21 protein-coding genes are annotated in these 24,469 nt (G+C 52.4%); 9 read left to right on the top strand and 12 right to left on the bottom strand.

Annotated elements, in window-relative coordinates:
- Positions 1-99 precede the first annotated feature (99 nt).
- Both JMJ16_RS16865 and JMJ16_RS16860 read right to left on the bottom strand, forming a co-directional pair.
- The gene (locus JMJ16_RS16865; RefSeq protein ID WP_201383333.1) at positions 100-828 is read right to left on the bottom strand and encodes a GH25 family lysozyme; all 729 of its coding nucleotides are present in this window, start codon (positions 826-828) and stop codon (positions 100-102) included.
- Between the two features lie 178 nt (positions 829-1,006).
- A complete protein-coding gene (locus tag JMJ16_RS16860) occupies positions 1,007-2,614 on the bottom strand; it encodes a glycosyltransferase family 39 protein (protein WP_201383331.1) in 1,608 nt (535 codons plus the stop codon).
- A 599-nt stretch (positions 2,615-3,213) separates the two neighbouring features.
- Here JMJ16_RS16860 and smc point away from each other — a divergent pair.
- Positions 3,214-6,987, top strand: coding sequence for a chromosome segregation protein SMC (smc, locus tag JMJ16_RS16855; protein ID WP_201383329.1), 3,774 nt, complete (start codon positions 3,214-3,216; stop codon positions 6,985-6,987).
- A 97-nt stretch (positions 6,988-7,084) separates the two neighbouring features.
- On the opposite strand, the gene JMJ16_RS16850 is transcribed toward smc, so the two are convergent.
- Positions 7,085-7,237: a hypothetical protein gene (locus JMJ16_RS16850; RefSeq protein WP_201383327.1), complete on the bottom strand. Its 153-nt coding sequence runs from the start codon at positions 7,235-7,237 to the stop codon at positions 7,085-7,087.
- A 228-nt stretch (positions 7,238-7,465) separates the two neighbouring features.
- On the opposite strand from JMJ16_RS16850, the gene JMJ16_RS16845 reads away from it, so the two are divergent.
- Complete coding sequence (locus JMJ16_RS16845) at positions 7,466-8,083, top strand: hydrolase (RefSeq protein ID WP_201383325.1); 618 nt, start codon at positions 7,466-7,468, stop codon at positions 8,081-8,083.
- A 136-nt stretch (positions 8,084-8,219) separates the two neighbouring features.
- Positions 8,220-8,687 carry a GNAT family N-acetyltransferase gene (locus tag JMJ16_RS16840; RefSeq protein WP_201383323.1) on the top strand — a complete coding sequence of 156 codons (468 nt, stop codon included), beginning with the start codon at positions 8,220-8,222 and terminating at the stop codon, positions 8,685-8,687.
- Positions 8,688-8,872: 185 nt separating this feature from the next.
- Here JMJ16_RS16840 and JMJ16_RS16835 read toward each other — a convergent pair whose 3' ends face one another.
- Positions 8,873-10,024: an aminotransferase class V-fold PLP-dependent enzyme gene (locus JMJ16_RS16835; RefSeq protein ID WP_201383321.1), complete on the bottom strand. Its 1,152-nt coding sequence runs from the start codon at positions 10,022-10,024 to the stop codon at positions 8,873-8,875.
- 694 nt (positions 10,025-10,718) lie between these two features.
- Between JMJ16_RS16835 and JMJ16_RS16830 the strand changes: the two genes are divergently transcribed.
- Positions 10,719-11,354, top strand: a complete 636-nt coding sequence (locus JMJ16_RS16830; RefSeq protein ID WP_201383319.1) for a nucleotidyltransferase domain-containing protein — start codon at positions 10,719-10,721, stop codon at positions 11,352-11,354.
- A gap of 192 nt (positions 11,355-11,546) precedes the next feature.
- Here JMJ16_RS16830 and JMJ16_RS16825 read toward each other — a convergent pair whose 3' ends face one another.
- A complete protein-coding gene (locus tag JMJ16_RS16825; protein ID WP_201383317.1) occupies positions 11,547-12,047 on the bottom strand; it encodes an MFS transporter in 501 nt (166 codons plus the stop codon).
- 262 nt (positions 12,048-12,309) lie between these two features.
- Here JMJ16_RS16825 and JMJ16_RS16820 point away from each other — a divergent pair, with 262 nt between their 5' ends.
- Entirely contained in the window at positions 12,310-13,758 is a 1,449-nt protein-coding gene (locus tag JMJ16_RS16820; RefSeq protein ID WP_201383315.1) for an NAD(P)/FAD-dependent oxidoreductase, read from the top strand.
- Positions 13,759-13,828: 70 nt separating this feature from the next.
- Here JMJ16_RS16820 and JMJ16_RS16815 read toward each other — a convergent pair whose 3' ends face one another.
- A complete protein-coding gene (locus JMJ16_RS16815; protein ID WP_201383313.1) occupies positions 13,829-14,341 on the bottom strand; it encodes a GNAT family N-acetyltransferase in 513 nt (170 codons plus the stop codon).
- A gap of 2 nt (positions 14,342-14,343) precedes the next feature.
- Positions 14,344-14,922 (bottom strand): metalloregulator ArsR/SmtB family transcription factor, encoded by a 579-nt coding sequence (locus tag JMJ16_RS16810; RefSeq protein ID WP_201383311.1) that lies wholly within the window; start codon positions 14,920-14,922, stop codon positions 14,344-14,346.
- Between the two features lie 432 nt (positions 14,923-15,354).
- Here JMJ16_RS16810 and JMJ16_RS16805 point away from each other — a divergent pair, with 432 nt between their 5' ends.
- Both JMJ16_RS16805 and JMJ16_RS16800 read left to right on the top strand, forming a co-directional pair.
- Entirely contained in the window at positions 15,355-16,095 is a 741-nt protein-coding gene (locus JMJ16_RS16805) for a metallophosphoesterase (protein WP_201383309.1), read from the top strand.
- Between the two features lie 1,226 nt (positions 16,096-17,321).
- The gene (locus tag JMJ16_RS16800) at positions 17,322-17,501 is read left to right on the top strand and encodes a hypothetical protein (RefSeq protein WP_201383307.1); all 180 of its coding nucleotides are present in this window, start codon (positions 17,322-17,324) and stop codon (positions 17,499-17,501) included.
- A 9-nt stretch (positions 17,502-17,510) separates the two neighbouring features.
- Here JMJ16_RS16800 and JMJ16_RS16795 read toward each other — a convergent pair whose 3' ends face one another.
- The 5 genes from JMJ16_RS16795 to JMJ16_RS16775 form a co-directional block, all read right to left on the bottom strand.
- The gene (locus JMJ16_RS16795) at positions 17,511-18,161 is read right to left on the bottom strand and encodes a response regulator transcription factor (RefSeq protein WP_201383305.1); all 651 of its coding nucleotides are present in this window, start codon (positions 18,159-18,161) and stop codon (positions 17,511-17,513) included.
- 16 nt (positions 18,162-18,177) lie between these two features.
- Entirely contained in the window at positions 18,178-19,707 is a 1,530-nt protein-coding gene (locus JMJ16_RS16790; protein ID WP_201383304.1) for a histidine kinase, read from the bottom strand.
- Between the two features lie 167 nt (positions 19,708-19,874).
- Positions 19,875-22,256 (bottom strand): ABC transporter permease, encoded by a 2,382-nt coding sequence (locus JMJ16_RS16785; RefSeq protein ID WP_201383302.1) that lies wholly within the window; start codon positions 22,254-22,256, stop codon positions 19,875-19,877.
- Between the two features lie 29 nt (positions 22,257-22,285).
- Positions 22,286-23,059 carry an ABC transporter ATP-binding protein gene (locus JMJ16_RS16780; RefSeq protein WP_201383300.1) on the bottom strand — a complete coding sequence of 258 codons (774 nt, stop codon included), beginning with the start codon at positions 23,057-23,059 and terminating at the stop codon, positions 22,286-22,288.
- A 164-nt stretch (positions 23,060-23,223) separates the two neighbouring features.
- Positions 23,224-23,394 carry a hypothetical protein gene (locus tag JMJ16_RS16775; RefSeq protein WP_201383298.1) on the bottom strand — a complete coding sequence of 57 codons (171 nt, stop codon included), beginning with the start codon at positions 23,392-23,394 and terminating at the stop codon, positions 23,224-23,226.
- 465 nt (positions 23,395-23,859) lie between these two features.
- On the opposite strand from JMJ16_RS16775, the gene JMJ16_RS16770 reads away from it, so the two are divergent.
- The gene (locus JMJ16_RS16770) at positions 23,860-24,078 is read left to right on the top strand and encodes an MbtH family protein (RefSeq protein WP_201383296.1); all 219 of its coding nucleotides are present in this window, start codon (positions 23,860-23,862) and stop codon (positions 24,076-24,078) included.
- Between the two features lie 56 nt (positions 24,079-24,134).
- A complete protein-coding gene (locus tag JMJ16_RS16765; protein WP_201383294.1) occupies positions 24,135-24,440 on the top strand; it encodes a hypothetical protein in 306 nt (101 codons plus the stop codon).
- Positions 24,441-24,469 lie beyond the last annotated feature (29 nt).

Genomic DNA, 24,469 nt, shown 5'->3' with positions numbered 1-24,469 from the left:
GAGGGAGGAAGACGGACGCAGTATGGAAGAACAGGCGCTTTCAACACTCGTTACCAGCAATCATATCCTCGCTCTTCGGCCTCTCCTAGCGGCTTTTTGTCATTTTTTGCTGGTGAGTTCTTGCAGTTTAGCCTTATCGCCAAAGAAGACGTTGAGATCAACAAAGCCGGGGACGCCGGGAATATGCCCGCGACTACTATACTGCCAGAAGGTCCAACCATTCTTCTGGCTCCACTGGGCTGGCATAAGGATATCGCGTATCCAGATGGCATATTTCGTAAAGTTGCCTTTGATATACTCGTCGTAGCGAGTGTGATCGGTATAGATAATGGGCTTGACCCCGTAGTAGGCCTCTATACGATCCAGAAAGACCTTGATTTCCTTCAGCATAATCGCGTGATCTGGGCCAGGTACCTCCAGGTCCAGCACAGGTGGAAGCATATCTGCCTCTTTAGGCACCATGCTGATATAGTTATCAGCCTGCTCAGCACCAGTTCGATACTCGGTATAGTAGTGATAGGCACCTCGAAGGATGCCGTATGTCCTGGCGCCTTGCCAGTTGGCTTGAAAGAATGGGTCTTTATAATATTTGCCCTCGGTCGCCTTCATAAACACAAATGTATAGGTGCCAGTCTGTGACACGAGTTTCCAGTCAATCTTTTGCTGATAGCTTGAGACATCTAAGCCCCGCACCTGGTAACTGGACGCGAAGAGAGCGTTTGGCCAGAGCAGACCTGTATAGAGCAAGAGACCCAGCGAAAGTAGGCAGAGAAATGGGAGGATGAGAAGAAGGATGATGCGTTGGCGGTACTTCAAGATGTTCTGCACAGCCGACCTCCAATAATTGCATATATTATGCATCATACCATACGACCACTATACTCTACACGCATCTTCTGGGTCAGGTAGCCATAGCGCTCGCGCACGGCTTATTGCCAGGAAAGTAACTCCACTGAAGCCTGGATGTGCGCGGGGAAAACTGTCGTGCCCTCAACCCTGCCTAACCTCAATCGTAATGCTTCGCCTGTGCCCAGAGTACCGCGAATGGTACCTTCGCCTTCGGCTGCCGCAAGATCAGGATAGGAGCATGATTCTCAAAGTCCACACAATCATCGCAGGAAGTCCTGGCGGCCAGCATCACCGAGTTGAACCCTTGTGCAGCGTCCTGGGGAGAAATATTGATCGTGATGACGACCTGGCCGGTACACCCTTGCGGCCCCCAGAGATAGAAAGCGTTGTGTCCGCTGATCGGTGGTGGCAGATGATAGCGCCCACCGAATTGCACGAGCGCACCAGCCTCACCATAATTGGAGGTAAAGATGCAGGCAACCCGCTGCTCATCCATTGGTAGGCTGTGATATACCTGAGCAATCAACGCGATCTGTTCCCCCCAGCCAAAGCGATCCGCCAGGGCTTGTGGCAAGCCGTCGATATCACCAGCATCCTGCTGCGACCCTGCATTGCCACCCTTGCCATAAATATGTCCATACACGGCGGGCGGCAACACTGGCATCACCGCAGGGGCCAGCAGCACGGCACTCACGACCAGCAGCACAGGATAGGCCGCGATCCACCTGGGCCAGCGCACCCGCCACTGACCGAGCAGTACCGCGCCAGCAGCATACAATGGCGGGTAGGCTGGTGCCAGAAAATAGGTTTTCCCCTGAATCGCGCTGAAGAGAACGAAGAGGATGAGATACGCCCACCCGAAGACCCGAAAGCGCGCACCGCGTGCGGAGAAGAAGTACCACAGTCCTGCCCCCCACAAGAGCACCGAGAGGGGATTCATGCCGAGGAGCTGGTTGATCAGGAAATCGAGGGGCGACCCACCTGCACTATGATTTTTGGAATAGCCCGCCCAATACTGCACCGACGCCCAGCCATTCGTGGCATTCCAGATCAGGAATGGCAAGACGAGAGCGAAGGCAATCAGGCCCCCAAACACCGTCCAGCGAGTGAACAGCAGGCGGCGTTGTCGAGTTAGCAGCAATCCGAGGATCAGTGCGAACCCCCAGAAGAGGATGGTCTCCTTCGTCAATAATCCCAGGCCCGCGACCAGGCCGAACGCGATGAAGTCGCGGGGGCGTTCATCGCGCAGCAGGACGATGAGGATAGTGGCAGAAGCCGACCACCAGAATGCATCGAAGACATCGTAAGTGTAGATTGAGCCGTTTGCCATCAGGACGAGGGCCGTCGCCGATCCCAGGGCAGCGAGTCCCTGGACCCACCTCGTGCCGCCGAGGAGCCGGGCCATCAGTCCGGTCAGGATGATTGTCGCGGCGCAGACCAGGGCCGAGATCACATGGATGGCCCAGAGGGCATTGCCGGTGAGCAAGCGGGGAATCAGCGTGATCCAGGGAACTAGCGGCGGGACATCCACATAGCCAAAAGCGGGATGTTGGCTCATTGCCAGAACATAGAGTTCATCCCGGAAATATCCGTAATTGTTGCCGACCAGGATATGAGCCAGAAACGAGATGCCAGCGATGATCAGCACGGCGGGAGCGAGGTCAGCACGGCGAAGGAGGGTGGTGATGCTGGCACGTAGGGATGAAGCAGCGCGCATGGCAACCACTTTTGCCGATTGAGAACCGCCTCTCAGTGTGAGTCCCATGAGAAAAGATCCTTTCGCGAAAAAGACGTCAAGCAACTGTGTAAATCCACCTCACAAGCTCTCTCCTCCAACCACGTCCCAGCCCGTCTTTCCCCATAATTGTACCATTCTCTTCATCTTCCTTACCAATGTGCTTCTGCTGGAAAGGAGCCTTCCCCACATATGCCAGCCTCACGTAAAAGGCAAATATCAAGGATCTATTTGGTTGCTTTAAAATAGTAGTAACATCAGAGTAATATGGAAAAGATTATGATGACAGGCTTAGAATCTAAGATGACGATGTCGCGAAGAGTGTGATCAATCAGGAATATGTTGTGTTTGATGGAGGCGCTACTGAGTATACAGGCAGTATGTATAGAGGTAGATGAATGATTTAGTTGGAGGGGTATGCTTGCTATGTAAGGGTATGCAATAGATGACCTGCCCATCACTCATGTACTGTGACTGTTTGCCTCACTTTCCGCGAATGCCAGAAAGAGAGAAGATCTCCCGCCTCTTCTCTCTTTCTGGTATTTTTTGAACACTTGGCGGTAATAGACGGGCTATGGTATGATCGACGTGAATTCTCAGAGTCTTTTCTTGGAGGAAGGGATCGCGTTGTGTATTTAAAACGCTTGGAAATGCTTGGCTTCAAGAGTTTTGCCTCGCGTACGGTTCTGGAGTTTAGTCCAGGGATTACGGCGGTGGTGGGACCCAATGGGTCGGGCAAGTCGAACGTCGCCGACGCGATGCGCTGGGTGCTTGGCGAGCAGAATATGCGCCAGCTGCGTGGAAAGAAGAGCGACGATATTATTTTTGTGGGTGGACAGGGGAAGGCGGCGCTGGGTATGGCCGAGGTATCACTAACCATTGATAACAGCACGGGCTGGGTGCCCTCAGATTATAGTGAGATTACGGTCACGCGCCGTTCGTTTCGTTCGGGCGAGAGCGAGTATTTAATTAATAAACAGAAGGTACGTCTCAAGGATGTCCTCTTACTGTTGGCCCAGGCCCGCATCGGACACGATTCCTATACCGTTATCGGCCAGGGTCTGATCGATGCCGCGCTGAGCCTGCGCGCCGAGGAGCGGCGTGGACTCTTTGAGAACGCGGCAGGTATTCGCCCCTTTCAGGTGCAGCGCACCGACGCCGATAACCGCCTCAAGCAGACGGAGATGAACCTGGATCGGGTGCGCGACATCGTTAGCGAGATTGAGCCGCGCCTGGGGCCACTGGAGATTCAGGCGAAGCGCGCCGTGGAGTATAAGCAGGTCAGTGCCGAACTGCAAGAGGTGCTGTTGGCCTGGTATACCTTGCAGTGGCGGCGCCTGCGCGTCAACAGCGAGCGCACTGAGCGTCTAGAACTGGAGCAGGCGCGCAAGGTACGCGAGCTGGAGCTGGCCTTGCAGTTAGTTGTTGACCAGGGTATGGGCTATCGTGCCACGCGCCAGCAGACGCAGGTCCGCATCGCGGAACTGCGCCGGGCCTGGAACGAGGCCAACGAGGTCGTCCAGCGTGGTGAGCGAGACCTGGCAGTCAATGAGGAACGTATCGGGGGCCTGGAGCGCCAGCGTGGCGATATGCAGCAGGAGGAGCGCCGCCTGCGTGAGCGCCTGATCGCCCTGCAAAAGCAGCTTATCGACCTGGAGGAGCAGTGCGACCTGGCCGACGAGGCGGTTGACGAGGGTTCGGCGAAACTGGCCGACCTGGAGATGAAGGTCTCGCGTGCGCAGAAGGAGTATGAGCTGGATGAGCGCCGTCTGAGGGCTGCACAGAACGATCTCGTCCAGGTCCAGGCACGCCTGGGCTCCAGCCAGACCGAGCTAGGACGCTTACAGAAGCAAGTGGGCGAGCGCAACCGGACCCTGGCCGCCCGGCGCAATACCATCGCCGAGGCCCAGCAGACGCTGCGAACTCTTGAAGGAAAGCTCGTCGAGGAGCGGGCGCGTCTGCAGGCCGTACGTGACGAAGAGCAGCAGGTCCAGCAGCAGAAGCAGAGCATCGCCAAATCCATCGCCGAGGGGCAGCAGGAGATGGAGCGGCTCAAAGGCTTGATCGCGGACGCCGAGCGCAAGCGCCGCACGATCTCCGACCGCCTGAACATGCTTAAGAATTGGCGCCAGAGCCTGAGTGGCTATAGCGATGGCGTCCGCGCCCTCCTGCGCGCCCCCGTTGGTAAGCTCAATGGCATGCTTGGCCCGGTGCCGCAACTGGGCGTTGTCCCCGAGGGGATGGAGCAGGCCCTGGAGGCCGCTTTGGGACCCTACATGCAGGCCGTTGTGGTGGAGACATTAGATAATGCTCTGGGGTGCCAGCAGTACCTACAAAGCTCTAATAGTGGTAAGGCCATGATCGTCTGGTTGGAGCGTGATGGTGAAGACGAGGGAGGCCTGGAGGTCAGCGGCATCCAGGGCCAGGTCGAAGAGGCTGTTTTACAGCGCTTTTTGGCGCAGAAGCCCGAGTTGCAAGCGCGCGTCAAGGGCTTCGCGGCGAAACTGGTCCAATGTGAGGCACGCTACCAGCCCCTCTTTGCGCGTTTGCTGCGTGGCGTCGTCATAGCGCAGGACCTCGATGCCGCGCGCGAACTTCTGGATTGGGCGCTCCCCCTGAGTCTCTCCTCCGTCAGTGACCTTCCTTTCACCTCCATTGTCACGCTGAAGGGCGATGTCCTGCACGTGGATGGCTGGCTCTCCGGTGGCGCGAGCAAGGGCGGCGCGCAGCAAGGGCTACTTGCCTATGAGCGCGAATTGCGCGAGCTTCCCCAGCAACTCGAAGAGCAGAAGGAGCAGCTCGATGGCCTTAATGCTTCGCTCAGCGAGGTGCAGCGCGCCCAGGAGGGGCGACGTGTCGAGCAGAACGCCCTCGATAAGCAGCTCCAGAAGCTCTCAGCTCGTGCTAATGAGCAGAATAAGATTGTGACGAATACCCAGCGCGATCAGGAGCGCTCACAGACAGAGATCAGGCTCTCAGCCTCCATTGAGCAGCAGCTCGCCGCCGAAGTCGCGGGTCTGGAGCAAGAGGTCGTGGCGGGCCAGGAACGTGTTCAATTGCATGAGAAGAAGCAGCGTGAGATGTCTGGCCTGGTGGAGGAGTTGCAGTACGAGATGGAGGAGCGGGCCACCTCCTATCGTCGCCAGCAGGATGAGCTAGGCCGGGCGCGCACAGCCCTCGCGGTCAAGCGCCAGGAGGCCAAGGCCCTGCGCCAGCAGCTCGCGCAGCAGAACACACAGGCCCAGGATCTCAAGGCGCAGATTGGCCAACAGGTGGCGCGCGCCAAAGAGCTTGAGCAACGCCAGCAGCAGTTGCATGAGAGCATCGAGGACCAGCGCCAGCAGTTGGAGCAGGCCCGTATCCAGGCCAAGGCGCAGCGGACGCAGCTACATGAGGTCGAGGGACAACTGGCCCAGGTTGAGCAACAGATCGCCAGTATCGAGCAGCAGCGCAATCGTATGCAGCGCGAGATGAGTGAGCAAGAGGGCGTCTATCGTAAGGCCCTGCTCGACAGCCAGAAGGCGCGCGATGCCATCGAGACCTTACTCGAACAGTTGCGTGACGAGATGGGCATCGAAGATCCCCAGGAACTGGCGCGGCAGGCCGAGCGTATCGAGAGCGAGTCTACGCCAGGCACCAACGGGAACCATCCCGCCGCGCCAGAGGCAGATGGGAGTCTCACCGAAGAGGAGGAGGCGCACCTGCGCAAGCTACGGCGGCGCGTAGACGCCCTGCGCAGCCGTCTCAAATCCATGGGCGGCTGTGACGAGAATGCCCCTCAACTCTACGAGGAGACGAAGACGCGCTACGAGTTCCTGACCTCGCAGATCACGGACCTCGACCAAGCCGCGCTCCAGCTCCGCACCATCATTGATCAGCTTGACGCCACCATGGCCCGGCAGTTTGAGGCCACCTTCCAGGCTGTCAACGCCCGCTTCCGCGAGCATTTTACCACCCTCTTCAACGGTGGCAGCGCCCGCCTGGAGTTGATCAGTGCCAAGGGCAGCGAAGAGGAGGGCATTAGCTCGGCCCCGCCCACGAGCATGCCCGCTGGTGTCGAGGTAATTGTCCAGCCACCTGGAAAGAAGGTGCAAGACCTCTCGCTGCTCTCGGGTGGTGAGCGCGCGCTGGTCTCGGCGGCGCTGCTCTTCTCCCTTCTGGAGATCAATCCGCCGCCTTTCTGTCTCCTCGACGAGGTCGATGCCGCACTCGACGAATCCAATGTCGCGCGCTTCTGCGACATTCTCAGGCAACTGGCGCAGAAGACTCAGTTTATCGTCATCACGCACAACCGCGTCACCATGACCGCGGCCCAGGTCATCTACGGCGTCTCCATGCGCGACAGCGTCTCGCGCATGCTCTCCATCCGCCTCGAAGAGGCTGTCGCCGTCCACGAACGGTAAATAACCTGTTCTGGTTTAAGGTGTGGGACGTCCTGCCAGCCCGCGGGCTGGCAGGACGTCCCACACCTTAAACCAGAAATACTTTGTACGAAATCTGCTAACCACTCCGGCCTATTGTTTCATGGGCCAGGCGTGCAATGTCTTCACTAATGGCATACCAGCGCTGCCAGCGTCTCAAGGCACCCTGAACCCATTCGTTTGTCGTGTCTTTTGCCAGGAGCGAGAAGAACCAGGCAAGCCGCCAGGCCACGCTGAAACGAACAGCCTCTAATAGGGCTTCGTGTTCATATTATCCTGGTGATGGCGGTCTGAAAAAAAGCAACTTCACTCATTGAAATGTCCCATCTGACGTTCTAGGTGTTAGAAATGGTAAGTTTTAGCCCTTACCTTAATCCATAATGCTCTCTCTTTCATGTTACAATACAAGAGTTCGAGGCCGACGCAATCGGTCTCGAAGAAACGCGAAGGAGATTTTCCCATGTCTTTTGAGCTAGACCCGAACAGGACAGCATTGGTTGTCATTGATATAATGAAACGAGTGTTCTCCTGGGAAAGCCAGCCCCATCCCATCCAGGAAGTAGTGAGTCAAACAACGCGTTTGGTCAATGCATTTCGACAGGCAGAAAGTTTTGTCGTTCTTGTGCGTGTTGCTTCAGTTGATGGTAAAGATTTTTTAGATCCGATTACTGATCCTCTACTCAGCACACTACTTCCCCATGCACTGGCTGAAGAACCGGAGGACTGGTCAGATATTCTTCCAGCGCTGGGATCTCACCCATTGGACCATCTGGTGACGAAACATCAATGGGGAGCATTCTTTGGTACCGACCTGGATCTTCAGCTCCGTCGTCGGAATATCGATACGATTGTCCTCTGTGGTATCTCGACCAATATTGGCGTTGAGACCACCGCTCGTGAAGCCTATCAGCATGGCTACAACCAGGTATTTGCAACCGATGCTATGAATGCGTATTCAGAAGAAGAACATAGGCATACTTGTACCTATATCTTGCCGAGAATGGGTCGCATTCGCTCAACTGACGAAATTGTAGCAGCAGTATCTGGCGAACCAAAGGCATCACGCGATCAGGTCTGAATTGGTGAGCCGGATCCTACCGACGTACGCCTCTATGCTGGATTTCACCAGAGGTAAGAATAAATTATTTCAATGATTTTAAGGGGGTTCAACCCTTCTGTTATCTTAAAAAAAGAATAAGGAGCTGTTACGTCAGATGAAACAAATTACTCTTCGTCAATCCCAAAATTCCGATGTTGAGACAATTGCTAATTTACGGGCAATTGTACTATATAATGATTTAACTAGATTAGGGCGATTTGATGAAGAGAAGGTTCGTCAACGCTTCCGTAATACATTTGACTCAATTCATACTTGGATCATTGAGGCAGATTCTTCTTTTGTTGGCTGCATAGCTTTTAAACCGACGTTAGATGGTTATTTATTGGAACATTTTTATATTCATCCCAATTACCAAGGTAAAGGGGTCGGTAGTCAAGTATTAAAAAATCTGCTTGAACAAAATTATGTAAAAGGAAAACGTGTAACATTAAATGTCTTACAAGGAAGTTCTGCTAGACGTCTTTATGAACGGTTTGGTTTTAAAGTTGAAAGTGAGGATCTCATAGATGTTTACATGTCTGTGAAAGTAGAGGAAAATTCCAGAACCGTCGAAGGAATGTAATATTGCTCTCCCTAAAGTGGAATTTTCGCTCTGTTTCAGCTTGGAGTAAGAAAAAACGCCAAGCCGGACTCGATTCAGGGCTTAGCGTATATTTTCGTTAACATGTTGGCGGGACCCCAGGTATGGGAGATCCCCCCATTCACCAGGCAACAATGGCGTAGGGTGCGTACGTCAGTAGCGCCCTTCTACAGCTCCAGCAACGCTTTAACCAGTGTGTCGATCTCCTCTTCGGTGTTGTAGAAGCCGGTGGAGATGCGCAGGGACCGGGTTTCGGGGATGTTGCGGATCAAGATGTTGCGCTCGCGCAGGGCGGTGACGATCTCTTCGTCGGACTTGCCTTCGATAGTGAAGGAGAGGAGACCGCTGGCGCCGGGCGTGGGTGTGAGCAGGATCAGGCCGGGGACGCTTTGCAGGGCCTGGCCCGCGTAGCTGTTGAGCTGGCTGATGCGCTCGAACATCCACTGATGCCCGACTTCACGCTCAAACCACTCCAGGGAGGCGTTCTGGCCCGCGATAGCTGCTGTCTGCCTGCCACCCAGCTCGAAGCGCTGCGCACTCTCGATCAAGGCCCAATCGCCGTGGAAGTTCTTGGCCGACCAGTAGCCGACGTAGGTCGAGGTGATATGCTTGAGCGCCTCACGGCTGGCGAAGAGCCCGCCCGTGCCCTCGGGACCGCAGAGCCACTTCTGCATGGGAATGGCGTAGAAATCGGCCTCAAGTCCTTTCATATCCAGGGGAATGGCCCCGGCAGATTGCGCGCCATCGATGAGCACGGGAATATTGTGTTCGTGCCCCAGGCGATTGACGGCGCGTACATCGAGCACGGCACCCGTGGTCCAGGTCACATGTGAGATGAGGATCAGGCGTGTGTGCTCGTTGATGAGCGGTGCGATAGCCTCGTCGACTGGGCGGTCGGCGCGCAGGCCCAGTTCTGCGAAGCGAATGGTAATGCCATAGCGGTCGCGGAGCTGGTAGAGTGGGGCCAGGGCGCTGATATGCTCGTGATCGGTGGTGATGACCTCGTCGCCCGCCTTCCAGTTAATGCCATTGGCGACGATGTTGAGGCCCTCACCAGTGTTATCGGTCAGAGCGATCTCTTCTTCACCGGCATTGAGCAGGCGCGCGATATTCTGGCGCGCCCGCTTATAGGTGTTGCCCGTATTCTCAAAGCTTTTGGTTCCAATACGTCCCTCCCGCAACTCGCGCTCAAAGTGGTCCTGAACGGCCTGGATACACAGAGTGGGCAGGGGACCAAAGGTGCCAGTATTAAGATAAATATTGCTTGATGTCGCGGGCAACTGCTCGCGGATGCGCTGAATGTGAGATAGGTCTGCCAACGTTTTCGCTCCTTGGATAGATAATGCGATATGCACATACTGTACGTGACTTCTCGCGCCTGCGGCGCTCGCTCTGGTATGGAGTAGCCGCGTACGCAAGGAGCGAGCTCGCTCCTTGCGTACGCGGCTACTCCATAATCAAACATTTGCATGCATTGATACTTCAGTATATCGCATAGTCACAGGTTTTAAAATACTTAACCCCTTAGATTCGCCTTGCAAGCCTGATGAGTCTATACCAATCCGTTTCTTTATTAGCCAGGGAAAGGCAGCCCGACAGCGCTGGATTATCTTTCCCTGGCTCTGCTCTCCTTCTACTTTTGCCCGATATAACGGCTGGCTAGAAGCTTGCTATAATGACCACCGCCCACACCTACATCTGCGACCGTCGCCCCTCCAGTATAACCTTGCGAACATGTGAAGAACAAGATAGACTAACAAAAAAGTTCTCTTGATGAAGAAGCTACAGTAAGGAAACATGAAGCGTTTAAAATGTCTTTTTCTCGATTGGCATAATACGTTATCGACATCTCTCTTTTGGGGTCATCTGGGCAATCCATCGCACATTTCTCATCATATGGTTGAGCCAGTTACTGACTTACCCACTATCTCCCCCAATCGGGCAGGGAGTCGCTACCCTGGCTGCTTATCTCGCCTCTTTGCAACAGACTGTTTAAAAAGAGAAGTTTAGATAATGGCGGTTTTCTCGATTATCCTGGCGGCGCTCACTCATGTTAAAAGAATGGAGAACTTGATGCACAACTCTCTTCAAGATTTATATGCCGCGACTCTTCAAGCATTTATACAGCGTCCAGAGATACAAAAGGTGTATATATTTGGCTCAATGGAACAGAATAAGCATGATGGCTATTCTGATATTGACATGCATGTCGTTTTAACTGATTTTGATACAACCATGAAAGACCTTGCCTCAATCATGAATATGATTGGAGAGCCTTTCGTCTGGTATCCATTCCATCCTCAATCCGGCAATACCGGCTACGCTGTCCTTTTCAGGGACTATCCTCTCTACAACCGACTCGATATCACCATTCTTGATACTCTCACCCCGCCTGTTGCGGCACAGGGAACGTGCATTTACCGCAATCCGCAGGAATATGTTTCCTATCCATCTACATATCAAGCTCCACAGATGGAAGCAACATTGAGCCTACTCTATGGATACGCCATTGGAGCGACTCGTTATGCCAAATATCGCAAGCTCAGAAAGAGAATGTCTGCACCGCCACGCAATGTCCATAACAGCAGTAAGGCCCAATATGAGTGTGTCAGAGCCGTCAGAGCTGTCAATCCTCCCTCTATCATGTGATCCGGGATAAGATTGGGTGTTTCAACACGTAGTGTAGACCCTCGATCGCGTCCTGGCGTAGACTTGTTGGAGGTTTCTGCTCACTAGGACTGCTCTGAAAACTGGTGTGGATGAGCAAAAGAGAACCGGCAGAGAGAAGGAACGATGCGGCATCAATGCAGAAGAGTAGAGGAAGAGGAACAACAACAACAATCAACAGACCCCCCAAAGCGGTCCGATAACTTTGGCTGTCGAGTATCCAGCTTGAATACGTCCATTCGCTGTCACAAGATCCTCTTGAGAAACGAGACTCGGGATCGCGGCAAAATTTGCGGCATCAAAGCAGATGCTCATGGTAGATTGGAGAAACGCGACGACATAGATCCACCAAACGGAGAGGAATCCCAGGAGAGCACCAAACGGAAGAGAAGCAACCACGAGTGCACGAATGATATCTGTCACTACCATCAAGCGTTTGCGGTCAATTCGATCCGCCCAGGCCCCGATAATCAGACCGAAGAGAAGATACGGGAGAGTAGTGGCAGTGAGTGTTAAGGCGAGGAAAAGAGAAGAACCAGTGAGCTTGAAAATCAGCAAAGGTAAAGCGGAGCTGGTAAACGAACTTCCCAAGGTCGAGATCGTTTGTCCCGTCCAGAATTTCCCGAAGTCACCGTTATTAGTGCGTGATTCGACGACAGAAGAACGAGCAGGCATGAAATTCCCCTGATTTCAGATATCACAAAAGCGTGTTGTTTCCTCTTTAGAATAAACTGCTCTCTGCATAACTTACAAGGCAAATTCTATGCTCAAAGCATAGGCAAACTTGCGAGTTGCCTCCGCTCCTTTGTCTCTCTTGATCAACTCCACAAAGATGGGCCATGATCACACCATCGTCTCACTTCAGCTTGTGGCGTGGCGTAAACGTAAGATGAAAGCTGGAATAGACATCTGCTGAGTGTATGCTGAGGAGTTGAAAATGCGAAAATATCTAAATCTCATTGCAGCTATAACCGCTGGAGCAGTTTTCGCGGGCAGATATTGGAGGAGACATGGTAAAAATCAACGTATCCATGTAAGTGAGACGGAGGATGCTTATCGCCAGGCACGTCTGCGCATCCTCATACTGGGAAGTGGTTTTGGTGGACTCTCGACCGCTCTTCGGCTTGATAGGGAACTTGGACAACAAGATATGTGTAGTGTTCTGGTCGTGGATCGTGACAATGATATGCTTTTTACGCCGCTTCTGTGGTTAGTGGCCAATGGTCGCATCAGTCCTAACAATGTGGTGGTCCCCATTCGAGATTTTCAGCGGGGCAGGCGATTTCATGTTCTGCATGCAGAAATTGAGCGCATCGATCTTCAACGCAAAGAGGTGCACACCTCCGCTGGTATTCGTCCTTATGATAGGCTTGTGATTGCTCTGGGCAGTTCTACCTCTGTGCCTGATTTGCCTGGCTTACGCGCCCATGCGATTTCATTCTACACCCCCTCAGATGCCTTACTATTGCGCAATCGCCTGGTGGATGCAGTAGAGGCTGCTCATCGCACCATTGACCCCTTTGAGCGTCAGTCCTGGCTCACCTTTGTCGTTGGAGGGGCGGGAGATACCGGGGTAGAGCTAGCGGCGATTATTCATGACTACCTGCATGCTGGATTGTTTAGAGAATATCCCTGGCTTGTCGATGCCTCAGTACGTATTGTTGTCGTTGGGCGTTCAGAACGTGTTCTTCCCACCAGTAAGCCCCAGACCTCCAATCTGGTTCACTTTGTACTTGAACAGGAAGGCATCACTGTACTGACCGGACGTTCGATTACGGCGGCAAGCGAAAAGGCGGTAGAGACAACTCACGAAACCATTCCTGCTCGCATCCTCTTCTGGGCGGCAGGCATCACTGCTCCAGAGGTGGTACGTCAACTGGCCGTGCCGCAAGCGAGGAATGGTGCGATTAAGGTCGATAATTTCCTACGTATTCCTGGCTATCCAGAGGTCTATGTGATCGGCGATTCCTCCTGGGCCTATGACTCAACCACGGGTGCTCCGATTCCAGCCACGGCTCAGGCAGCCTCTCACCAGGGAGATTATGTAGGTAAGGCTATCACCCTGGAAGAATCCGGGAAGCCTGCGCCTGCCTTCCGCTATACCACGCTTGGGCACCTGGCTTTGCTCGGTCACTACAAAGGCGTTGCTGAACTTGGTCCCTGGACTTTTGATGGCGTCGTGGCGTTTCTCTTGTGGCACCTCACGTACCTAGTGCGCAATCCATCATGGGTGAAGCGTATACGTCTCGTGGTAGACTGGGTGCTTTCTGCTATCCTTGGTCGTGATATCGGTCAATTACGGACCGAGGCCGAGGTCTACGAACGCGCAAAGATTGCTACCCGCGAAGCTCGGGTTGGCAAGAGTCCACTTGACAGAGGGGGCTGAAAGCTGTGCTGCTATGAGATATTGTCACATGAATATGCCGAGTTATCGCTTGGCTTCATCTACGTATGAGCTATGTTACAGCTGTAGTACGAAGGAAGCGGTACATGTAGCAGTCATTACCATGGGCATCGCGGTGACGTGCGTTGCGGACATAGCCGCAGCTCTTCCAGAAAGCCTGGGCCGGAGTATTCTGTACCAGCACTCCTAACCCAATCTCTGTCACCTCCGGGAAGGAAAAGAGGTAGTCTTTCAGCAGGGCAGCGACCTCACGTCCATATCCGCGTCCCTGAAATTCGCGCCGAATAATCAGTAAAGCAATCCAACCTACATTCGCTGAAGGATGAAAAGCTGTCTCAGCGACGCCGATAAGCCTTCCCTCTCGATCAGCAATGCGCCAGGTGGTTCCACCTGGCAAGGCAGACGTTTCCTGAATATCGTCTCGCACCTGGGAAAGTGACATCATTCCGGACGAATACCCACTCCAACGGAGAAACTGCGCATCGCCATTAAAAGCCGGGAGGAGTTCCTCCGCTGACTCGACACCCGCAGAGATAAGCGTAAGATTATTTCCCAGAAGATTCATGCTTAAGACTCGCTCCCTTCCTCCGGTATGCGCCAATAGACGCCTTTCTCACGCGCCAGGAGCCGAGCGCCTACTAATTCACGGCGCCAGAAGGCCCAGTCTGGGTGATGACGCTTAATGATCTCGTTGACTTCAGCTTCCTGGTAGCGCACCCCATACTCAAACTGGCTGGCGAACCACTTCAGAACGACGGCCCGCTTCTTCGTGTTCGTAGGAACAGCCTTCAGGCGCGCTCCATCAAACAGGTCTCGAATGACTCTCTTCTCCCACTCCTCACCCTCGATACCATCAACCAGAGAGGCCATTCTCTCCTGAGTGAGAAGCAGTTTATTAACCGCACTTAATGCGGAGGTGTTGAGGCGGTAGAAATGCGTATTCCCCTCGGCCTGCATCTCGACGAGTTCCAATGTCTTCAGTTTCGTCAGGTGGTGTGAAACGGTTGGGGGCTTTAAATTCAGGAGCGTCGCCAACTCGTCCACACTGTATTCCTGATTGGCGAGCAGCCCTAACATTTTGAGCCGATTCTCGTCTGCCAGCCCTTTAAAGAAATCGAGCATTCTCTTGAGTTCTTCCTGTCCCATCCTTCTCTCACTCACTATTTTGATGTATGTCGAATTAGCTAAGTAGAAGTATACTGAGATGCGAAAATTATGTCAAGAGAGGTATGTAATAGATGAGCATAGGCATGAAATGGTATATGCATGCGCATTTCCTTTGACCAGAAAGAGTCGGTAGAAACAGAAGATATGCAGAGCATACCCTAGCAGAAACGAAAAAACATCGGCACAATGGACGATGCGCATTTCTTGACACATGCAATATGATGGTATGGAAGCCAGATCCTCACAGCACCGCTTTGACTCGCCTACTTTGGGCGAGAAGGGCCAGGTACCCTCTTTTATCATTCAGCTAGATGCAATAACCACAGTGCTTCGGGAGGGCAACCGGGAAGTGTTTCCCTCTATGTTATTTCTGAAGCTCCAACGGTTTCCTGAGTAAGAAAGGGAGATGCCATGCGTATTGCCATTATTTCCGATATCCACGGGAACTGTCTTGCATTTGATGCTGTCCTGGAAGATCTTCGTCTGCGTTCTATTGATCAGATTGTTTGCCTGGGAGATGCTATCCAGGGAGGACCTCAGCCAGCCGAGACGCTCCAACGTTTGCGCGAGTTGGCTTGTCCGGTGGTTATGGGCAACGCAGATGCCTGGCTGCTCACAGGTGAAGAAACCAGCCCGCATGAACAGGTTTCTTCTCAACAGATGGCTGTCAGGGAGTGGTCCCTGGCGCAATTATCAGAGGACGACCGGGTATTTATCGACCAGTTCGCCCCCACCGTGGAGATCGCGCTGGAGGCTGACAAAAAGTTGCTCTGTTTCCATGGCTCTCCTCGTTCGTTTGACGATCTTATTTTGCCGAATACTTCTGAAGAGGCTTTGCAAACACTCCTGGGAGGTTTTGAGGCGGCCCTTTTCAGCGGAGGACACACCCATACCCAGCAATTGAGGCGGCTGGGAGATGCCTGGTATGTCAATCCTGGTAGTGTTGGTCTGGCGTATAACTGGATGCTTCCGGCTGACACCTTTCATGCCGATCCCTGGGCTGAGTATGCTATTGTCACCTCTGAAGGCGGGCGGAACAATATAGAATTTCTTCATGTCCCATTTGACGTCAGGAGCCTTATCGAGCTTATCAAGGCCAGCGGCAGACCTCATCCCGAAACATCTCTGGCGTTGTACCAGGCGAAAGCATAGCAGATCGAAGGATGCTATTTCCCTACGCACGGAATGTGTGGAAGATCCAGAATAGCCGCATCTTCCAACTACCGTCAAACTCGAAGGGGGATGTTTTTACATCGGGTTGCCTTGCATAAAGCGCCTGGGAAGACGAAGGAACGCGTACGATGGAGCGGCCAAAAAGGGGGGACCCAGGAAATGGCCGTATCCATCGTACGCCTTTCTTTGCCACCTATTTCAAGGGTAGAAATGGCTTCTTAGGTGAGGTGAGAGCGAAGGCATTGATTGCCAACATTCGCAAGCTAGCATGACTTTCAATCAAAAGGGTCAGCCGCCATCATTGGAGCTGTGTCTGAGATGGCTCTGGCTTGGGTAGGAACACCGCACACAAGGCATGCTCAGCTTGCTGTTTCCAGCGATACAAGCTCTGGCGAGAGATCGCATGCTCTCGGCTCATCAACCCGTGATGGTCTGGGGATGCCAACAAGTGTGTGCCCCACTCGAGCCTTTGCTGAGGTGCGCTACCATATCACTACTGGATGTAGCCCTCGCGTTCGACAGGCTCCCCAGGCAGTGCGAACTCTTCCTTTCCTCGCCGTTTTCTCCCAGCTTCATACAGGAATGTGGGCAGCTTCTTTAGGCCTGAAGAGTAAAGCTTTCTACCCAGATGTATTATTTATACTATAGCCGTGCTTTTATAAAGCTACCTTCTGCCCTGAAAAAAATACTCCTCAAGCTGATTGCTAAAACATCTACCAGTATTTTACAATGTGCATGTGCTTAATGGATATAATAGAGAATAATAATTTTAGTATGTTATTATTGGATTATTATATTCCAGCAAGCAAACTACTTATGTGTGAAGATAATATGCATAAAAATATGCATTATCTACATACTAACATGTGAATATGTATTACCGCTTGTACTTCTACTGAAGTATTCAAGAGCAAAGAAAAAGCTTTGTGTGTTGTAGCCTAAGCTCCATCAAGGCTTTGAAAGCATTATCAAGTATCAACACGTTTACGTGTTGAGGTAGCGGAGCTTTTCCAAACGTTTTATAAAGCTGTTTACCCCCTCCTACAACCTTTTCCAACATCATTGACCGCAGCCCCTCCTGACGTTACAAGAGCAAAACTAGCTATGCGATGAGAGGATGTACTTTGTCATGCCTGAGTTTTGTGAAACCCCTCAGAGTAGTACAGCCTGGTACTTAGTCCATTGTAAATCCCGAAAGGAGCATTATGATATCTGCTTGTCTGAAACCCGCCCTTGCTAGCGGGCTTATTACGCCAGATGACGAGGTTGTCCTCTACATTACAGGGAGCGGATTGAAGCAGCCGCAATACCTGGTGCCTGAACAACCTTCATCGCATCTTGTCCACGACTTCGCAGGGGTGGAGCGCATTCTTTCCTCCTTCTAAAGTTCATCATTACTTTCTGACGATGCCTTCGCGCCAGGCAAAGATCGCGGCCTGTGTTCGGTCAGCGAGGTGGAGTTTGCTCAGGATGTTGTTGACGTGACTCTTCACGGTCCCCTCGCTGATAACCAGGCGTTCGGCGATTGCCGCGTTATTGAATCCGTTGGCAATCAAGTGCAGCACTTCCATCTCGCGCTCACTGAGTTCGCTAAATGGGTTGATCTCTGTCTGACGTTTTCCTTGCAACTCCTGTACTACGCGTGAAGCGATACGTGGATGGAGAATAGCTTCACCACGAGCGGATTTATGGATCGCGTTAACAATCTCTTCCCCACCGGATTCTTTGAGTAGGTATGAAAGCGCGCCAGCGCGGATGGCAGGGAAGATATACTCATCCTGTACATACGAGGTGAGAACCACAACATGTGTTTGGGGGCTGACCTGCTTCACGCGGCGCGTCGTCTCCACACCATCTAATCCTGGCATGGCAAGATCGAGGAGAAGAACGTCTGGTGCCAGCTCTCTGACCAATTGAATAGCCTCCTCGCCCGAACCTGCCTCCCCCACCACCTCAATATCGGGCTGTGTTGCTAAGAAAGCCTGCACCCCCTGGCGAACTACGATATGATCATCCACAATACACACCCGAATTACCTCTTTCATGGTATTTTTCTCTTTCTTATTCTGATGCTGTTGCTACCGATGTCGCTGGTATTGGAACATAGGCTTTGATAGACGTTCCGTTAGCTGTACTCTCAAGGGAGAATATACCATGGATGCCTTCAATGCGTTCATACATGCTTCGTAGTCCTATGCTGTGTTTCTGCTGACGAGCAACGGAGAGGTTGAAGCCGCGTCCATCGTCTTTTATGGTAAGGGTGATCGCGTGTGCTTGGCCTAGCAGCTCAAGGTTCACGGTACGTGCTCCGCTATGCCGGGCGATATTGGAAAGAGCCTCCTGCGTGACACGAAAGAGTGCCTGCTCAATTTCGACCGGGAGAGGATGTTCTTGCTCAATACGCACGTAGATAGCGATGGCCGCGCGGCGTGACCAATCATGACTCATCTCCTCAATAGCAAGAGCAAGGTTCTTATTTGCCAGCCCCGCTGGACGTAGCTCTTCAATCAGCGTGGCTAACTCTTGTTGGGCCAGTAGGGCCAGCTTTTCAGCCTCAATGAGGTGACGATAAGAGGTATTCGCGTCTTTCGGAAAGAGTACTCGTACCGCTGATAGCTGCATCTGGACCGCGAACAGGTGCTGCTTAACCGCGTCATGTAAGTCCCGTTTTAAACGTGTGCGCTCCTCCATGATAGCCAGTTTGCGCCGGGTCAGAAGTAGCATTTGAAGTTGTTCTGCCATATTATTGAGGTCTTTGCTTAATTGCCCTACCTCATCGCGAGAGTGATCATGGATGGTCATCTGAAATTCTCCCCGGCTCCACTCTTTTGTTGCCTGAGCGATACGACGCAAGCGACGGGTAAGATTATGCGAGATAAGTATGCCGGCGCTTGTGCCCAGGGCGGTAGATAAGAAGATGAAGTAAAAGCCCGTGGGCTGCCAGTAATTCCATAATGTAGAAATGACCTGTTGTAGTTGTATGGTACGTGTGCTTTGCGTGACGACGGGACCATTGATCACGATGAGGAGTGTGACTGTTGCTTGCTTGCCGTGGCTCTGTATGGAGACGGCAATAAGAGACTCGCCAGTTGGAAGGCTATGAATGACCTGAGTTGAAGAACGATTGGGGCTGGTTATTTCACGTATTGTGCGCTGCGTTGTTTCGTCGGATTGCAGCGTGGTGAGCTTCTGCTGCGTTTGTTGCGCGCACTTTTGCGTGCCCAGAGAAAGCAATTGGGAGCTTGCGCAAGATGTTGAAGTGAGAGGCTGTCCAGCTTGATTGAGAATAGCAACGAACGTCAGCCGGGGATCATCATGGCTTATCTCATCAAAAAGCGGGATGGCAAGCGCGTAGCGGAGGGCTTGCGCATCCGATGTGGTTGATATATTGTCCATATAGGGAGCTATTCGTGTAGCTCCCTGTTTCTCTACTGTTTGCAGTGGCGACACGTTGGCTTGCTGAAGATCCCTCAATAATGGAATGAGGGTGATCGCGCACTCAATTGCCAGGGCAGCGATGAGGGTGACCATCACGTACGACATGGTGAGTCGCCAGAAGAGGCCACCAACGCGCCAACGGATTGCCTGCATGGGGTGTCTAGCTCCTTACGGTGAGTATACAGTGTTGTATTGTTGTTCCATTATATGCTTGTTCCGCGTATGTTGTCAGTGAGAACTGGCGTTATTTAGTATCGACGAACCAGGTGCTATTTTCATGCTATGAAATCCTTTCTTCTTCCAGAGGGACGGGTGTAGGGTTATTCGTAGCGCATCAAGTCTGCAATGCGTAAGCGGGCCGCGTTTTGCGCCGGCGTAATACTGGCGAGTGTCGCGATTCCCAGCAGCGCCAGGAGCATCACTACGAAGGCGAGAGGGTCTATGACGAAATCAACTGGCATCACAAACTGGCTGAAGAGGCGTAGGAAGGCATACGCCAGGGGGAGTCCCAGAATGGCACCAAGCAGCCAGGCGATAAGACCTAGCGATTGCCCCTGGACCCAGAAGACCTGCGCCACACGCCAGGAGCTCGCCCCCATTGCTCGTAACATGCCAATTTCACGGCGACGTTCGAGGACTGAGGCTGTTAGTTCATTAGCCAGCCCGATAATAGCGGCGATACCGATAATGATCGCGACGCTATAGAGTAATATGTAGGAGACAAACCAGCTACGCTGGTGACGAAGCACCTCGTCCTGTACCATATAGGTATTGACAATGCCTCCACCACGCTCCACTGAACCACTCGTGGTTGCGTCGAGGGCGATTTTGCCTATTTGCTGTACGATTGTTTGCGTGGTCGCCGCCGAGTGGTCCTTTGCTTGCAGTAGGACACGTGTCGCGGCATCTTGTACGGCATTCTCAGGTATGCCCTGAAACTGATAGAGGGTATTCACGGGGACGACGGCGGCTCCCATTTGACCCAGGCCATTGACATTCTCATCAATAATGCCGATGATGCGCCAGGTTGTGGGCTGGTTGTTGGTATTGTTGACTTCGAGGTTATTGCCTATTTGCAGCCCTGTCTTCTCCGCGAAATGGCTACTAATGAGCACGACATTGGTGTCACCTGGTTGGAACCAGTGCCCACTGACCATGTGGTAGTGGTAGATTTTGGTTTGAGGCTCGATACCCCAGAGAGCCAGGCGCCCCCACTGCGTATTTGCCCCACCCTGTCCATACCGCTCAAGGACGTTAATGTCCTTGATGGTACTCAGGTCCATCTTAATTTGACTCAACTTCATTTGCGGGCCGAGGTCAACCTCTACATCGGCCCCAAAGTTTGTAAAGACCGAGCTTACTGTAGAATTCACCGAGGCGGTGAGGGTTTGTACGATTAAGAAGCTTGCGCCTGCAATGCTAAGCATGAAAATGGTTAAGGCGGCTCGCCATTTCTTGCGGAAGAAACTGCGCAGTCCCAGCCATACGGTCTGCGAAACCCAGGTGATCCGCTGGGCGAAGCGAGTGAGCGCCGTATTTCTTCTTCCCGTACTGATGCCATAGGCGGAAAGGGCTTCGCGAATGGTGATGCGCGTGCCATTCCACAATGGGAGGAGAGCCGCGAGTAGGGGTACACCAAAGCCAACGAGCAAGCCGAGAAGAATCAGATTTAGTGGCAGGGTGAATGGTCCCAAGGCCAGCGGAATGGTTGGAGCCAGCGTCGAGGCCACTATATATCCGCCCGCAATGCCCAGTATCAGGCCAGGGATAGTCGCAAGCGAGCTACAAATGAGTACAAAGATCAGGTAACTGCGCATGATCTGCCACTGCGTGCCTCCTAGCGTTTTCATGGTGCCAATGACAGCCGTTTGCTCTGTAATCAGGGTCGTGACCGTATTGAAAATGAGGATGGCGCTCATGAGTACCGCCATAAAGACCAGCACTATGAGTAGCGCAAAGATACCACTGATTTGTTGCAGGGGGACGATGCCTGGACCAGGAAAGGCTGTCGCGAAGATCTGTATGTGTTTGTCTTTTAGCACTTTCTGTAGCGCTTTGGCGGTTGTGTCAACCTGGCCGATGCGATTCACTTTATAGTGGATCATGAATTGGCGCGCTGGATGATTCGGTTCGTTAGTGTTGGTAAGCACATCCAATTGACGGACGCCCTCGTCACTCATATAGGCCTGCGCTTTGCCTGAGGTCGCGGGATCGACACCAGCGGTCCGAGCCATACCCACGACGCGTAGTGGTACCTGCCCATGTGTTGTGTCAAGCTTGACCGTATCGCCAATTTTGACATCCGCCAGGGCAATATCGCCGTATTCCATTACGATTTCGCCCGCTTGAGGATAGCGACCGCTGACAATTTCGAATGGAGCGAGCGAGGGAGTCTGTAAATTTGGATAGCTAACGATTTTAATTGTCGTGTATCCTAGTGCCTTATTAATGCGCCATAGGGTAGAAACGCGTGTCTCAGTTTGTACCGCTTTTATATTCGGCACATCCTTCAAGGCGGGCACGAGTGTGGGATCTAATTTGTCCACAATCATCGTGATATCGGGCTGTGTATCATGGCTTTCGATGGTGTAGGAAAATGCCGAGAAGAGCGTATCCTGCGTGAAATTGATGCCCGTCAGGCCGAAGACGCCAATGAGAATGCCTATGATAACGAGCAGCGTGCGGCCTTTCCTCATTTTCATGTCAGCTATGATCTTCTTCATGCCTGCGCTCATGAATGCACCTCTTCCTGTTTGGCCGTAACGATGGCCTGGGTTCCGTGCGCGCTGACAATACGACCATCGAGCAGATTAATGCGAGCATCGGCGTATGAAGCGAGTTGGGAATCGTGGGTGACATAGATCACGGTCTTTCCCTGCCCGGTGAGTCCAGCCAGGATATTGAAGACGGAGTATGCCGTTTTAGAGTCCAGATTACCGGTTGGCTCATCAGCAATGAGCACGGGCGGATTGTTGGCTAACGCGCGGGCGATGGCCACGCGTTGCTGCTGGCCGCCAGAGAGTTCACTGGGTAAGCGATGGGCAAATGAGCCGAGATCCACGATCTCCAGGCAGTCCTGTGCGCGCTTACGCCAGGCATTACGAGGTAGCCCGCCACCTCCACCCAATTCCAGAGCGAGTAGGACATTCTCAAAGGCAGTAAGTGTTGAGATGAGTTGGAAGAATTGGAAGATGATACCCACGTTGCGGCCACGCCAGCGGGCCAGGGCATTTTCACCCTGGGCTTTTAATTCCTGTCCGGAAAAGACCACGCGCCCTTCGGTTGGTTTATCAATACCGGTGAGCATATTCAGCAGGGTAGACTTGCCGCTTCCCGATGGGCCATTAATGGTTAAGAGTTTTTGGGCTGGCACTGCGAACGTAACATCATGAAGAAGGGTCGTCTTTTGTGTACGATTGATAATGATGCGCGTAAGGTGCTCAATCTGTATTAACGGTGAATCAGGTAAATGATAACTAGTAGAGCCATTATCGACAATGGACATGAGTTTGATCCTTTCTAAGGATAATAAAGCCGTGTAAAGAATGCGTTTCGCTATCGTGTGTTTTGCCTGATTTATTGTTTTTGTGTTGTCTTCGGAGAGTATAACCGAGGGCGTGATCAAACGGGCCTATCTCAGGTTGGATTATGCCTCTATCTCAGGTTAGATTATTTCGCGATGGCGTCGAGGATGACCGGTGGTTGCGCGTGGCGCGCCCTGTTGCCGGTAGCGACAATCGCTACTGGCAACAGGGATGATCGTACGAGTTGGCTGGCGCGCCCTGATGAGAGGCTAGGTAATCGTGTTGAAGCCGTCCAATGCAGAATAGGGTACGCCAAGCCACCTTCTGGGGATTATTCCCTCATCTCAGATTTACTTCAAGGGAGGAAGAGGAAATACCTCATTAACGTATTGTGCTGTTGTAAATCCTTTGTTTATACTATTAGCGTGTTAGCATGAAAGAAGTAGCAAATGTATTGTTTTTAGCCGCTTCTGGAATCCTGTCACCTGCTATGGCACTATTCAACGTTGCTGTGTGCAATGATGGATATGTGTTATGCCCGTTCGTAGCGAAGGCTCCAGGAAAACAGTTTAATTGGGACGTTGCCAACATTTCTCCAGGTTGGAATGGCGGAGCTTGCGCCTTATAGTTTCTATCTAATATGTACTCCACTTTCTGTCTAAGACACTTTCCTCAAAACTTTCTAGGCGAATGCATGCAGCTTTCGTCTGTTTTGCATTGGGTTGTGTGCAAAACAATGCGCCATTACGTTTAGGGATTTGTTATGCAAGGAGGATTTGCTATGCCGAGAGATGAAGAAGAGGGTAAAACTTTTTCTAAAGTAGTTGTGAATCACGAGGAGCAGTATTCTATCTGGCCTGCCGACCGTGACAATCCTCTTGGTTGGAATGATGCCGGTAAATCGGATCTTAAGGCTGAATGTCTGGAGTTTATCAAAGAAGTCTGGACGGATATGAGGCCTTTAAGCCTGCGTAAACGCATGGCGGAGTTAGAGGCATAGATAGAAGCGTCAACAGAATACGTCAAGTGTTTTTACATTAGGGAGAGGACAAGCATATGATCAGGAAATATTGTAAAGCATATCACCTGAAGGACCTTCGGCAATATACAGACTGGGCTGAAAAGAAAGAAGAGAACGAGCCGGACCTCACGGATGAGGATGTCGTATACCTATGGGATGATTTTACGGTTGTCCGTAGCCCTATTATCCCTAATAAGGGGCTTATCTTTGATAATGTAACGCCAGAGTGGCAGGATTTCTGTCACGGAACGCTCAAATTTGAGATCCCTGAGGACCTGCGTTATGCCTATGAGCAGAACTCGGAGGAGCAGGTTGTCGAGGCGAGTGAAGCTACTGTATAGTTCAGGTAAACTTGCTCTACAGTACGTTC

Source organism: Ktedonobacter sp. SOSP1-52, assembly GCF_016587395.1.
This window is presented reverse-complemented; position numbering and strand designations above follow the sequence as displayed.

Bases quoted from the DNA above. Each gene is read 5' to 3' on its own strand.
- JMJ16_RS16780 (WP_201383300.1), bottom strand. From the start codon at position 23,059: ATGTCCATTGTCGATAATGGCTCTACTAGTTATCATTTACCTGATTCA.
- JMJ16_RS16845 (WP_201383325.1), top strand. From the start codon at position 7,466: ATGTCTTTTGAGCTAGACCCGAACAGGACAGCATTGGTTGTCATTGAT.
- JMJ16_RS16860 (WP_201383331.1), bottom strand. From the start codon at position 2,614: ATGGGACTCACACTGAGAGGCGGTTCTCAATCGGCAAAAGTGGTTGCC.
- JMJ16_RS16805 (WP_201383309.1), top strand. From the start codon at position 15,355: ATGCGTATTGCCATTATTTCCGATATCCACGGGAACTGTCTTGCATTT.
- JMJ16_RS16770 (WP_201383296.1), top strand. From the start codon at position 23,860: ATGCCGAGAGATGAAGAAGAGGGTAAAACTTTTTCTAAAGTAGTTGTG.
- JMJ16_RS16785 (WP_201383302.1), bottom strand. From the start codon at position 22,256: ATGAAAATGAGGAAAGGCCGCACGCTGCTCGTTATCATAGGCATTCTC.
- JMJ16_RS16790 (WP_201383304.1), bottom strand. From the start codon at position 19,707: ATGCAGGCAATCCGTTGGCGCGTTGGTGGCCTCTTCTGGCGACTCACC.
- JMJ16_RS16815 (WP_201383313.1), bottom strand. From the start codon at position 14,341: ATGAATCTTCTGGGAAATAATCTTACGCTTATCTCTGCGGGTGTCGAG.
- JMJ16_RS16830 (WP_201383319.1), top strand. From the start codon at position 10,719: ATGGCGGTTTTCTCGATTATCCTGGCGGCGCTCACTCATGTTAAAAGA.
- JMJ16_RS16765 (WP_201383294.1), top strand. From the start codon at position 24,135: ATGATCAGGAAATATTGTAAAGCATATCACCTGAAGGACCTTCGGCAA.
- JMJ16_RS16840 (WP_201383323.1), top strand. From the start codon at position 8,220: ATGAAACAAATTACTCTTCGTCAATCCCAAAATTCCGATGTTGAGACA.
- JMJ16_RS16795 (WP_201383305.1), bottom strand. From the start codon at position 18,161: ATGAAAGAGGTAATTCGGGTGTGTATTGTGGATGATCATATCGTAGTT.
- JMJ16_RS16800 (WP_201383307.1), top strand. From the start codon at position 17,322: ATGATATCTGCTTGTCTGAAACCCGCCCTTGCTAGCGGGCTTATTACG.
- JMJ16_RS16825 (WP_201383317.1), bottom strand. From the start codon at position 12,047: ATGCCTGCTCGTTCTTCTGTCGTCGAATCACGCACTAATAACGGTGAC.
- JMJ16_RS16810 (WP_201383311.1), bottom strand. From the start codon at position 14,922: ATGGGACAGGAAGAACTCAAGAGAATGCTCGATTTCTTTAAAGGGCTG.
- JMJ16_RS16820 (WP_201383315.1), top strand. From the start codon at position 12,310: ATGCGAAAATATCTAAATCTCATTGCAGCTATAACCGCTGGAGCAGTT.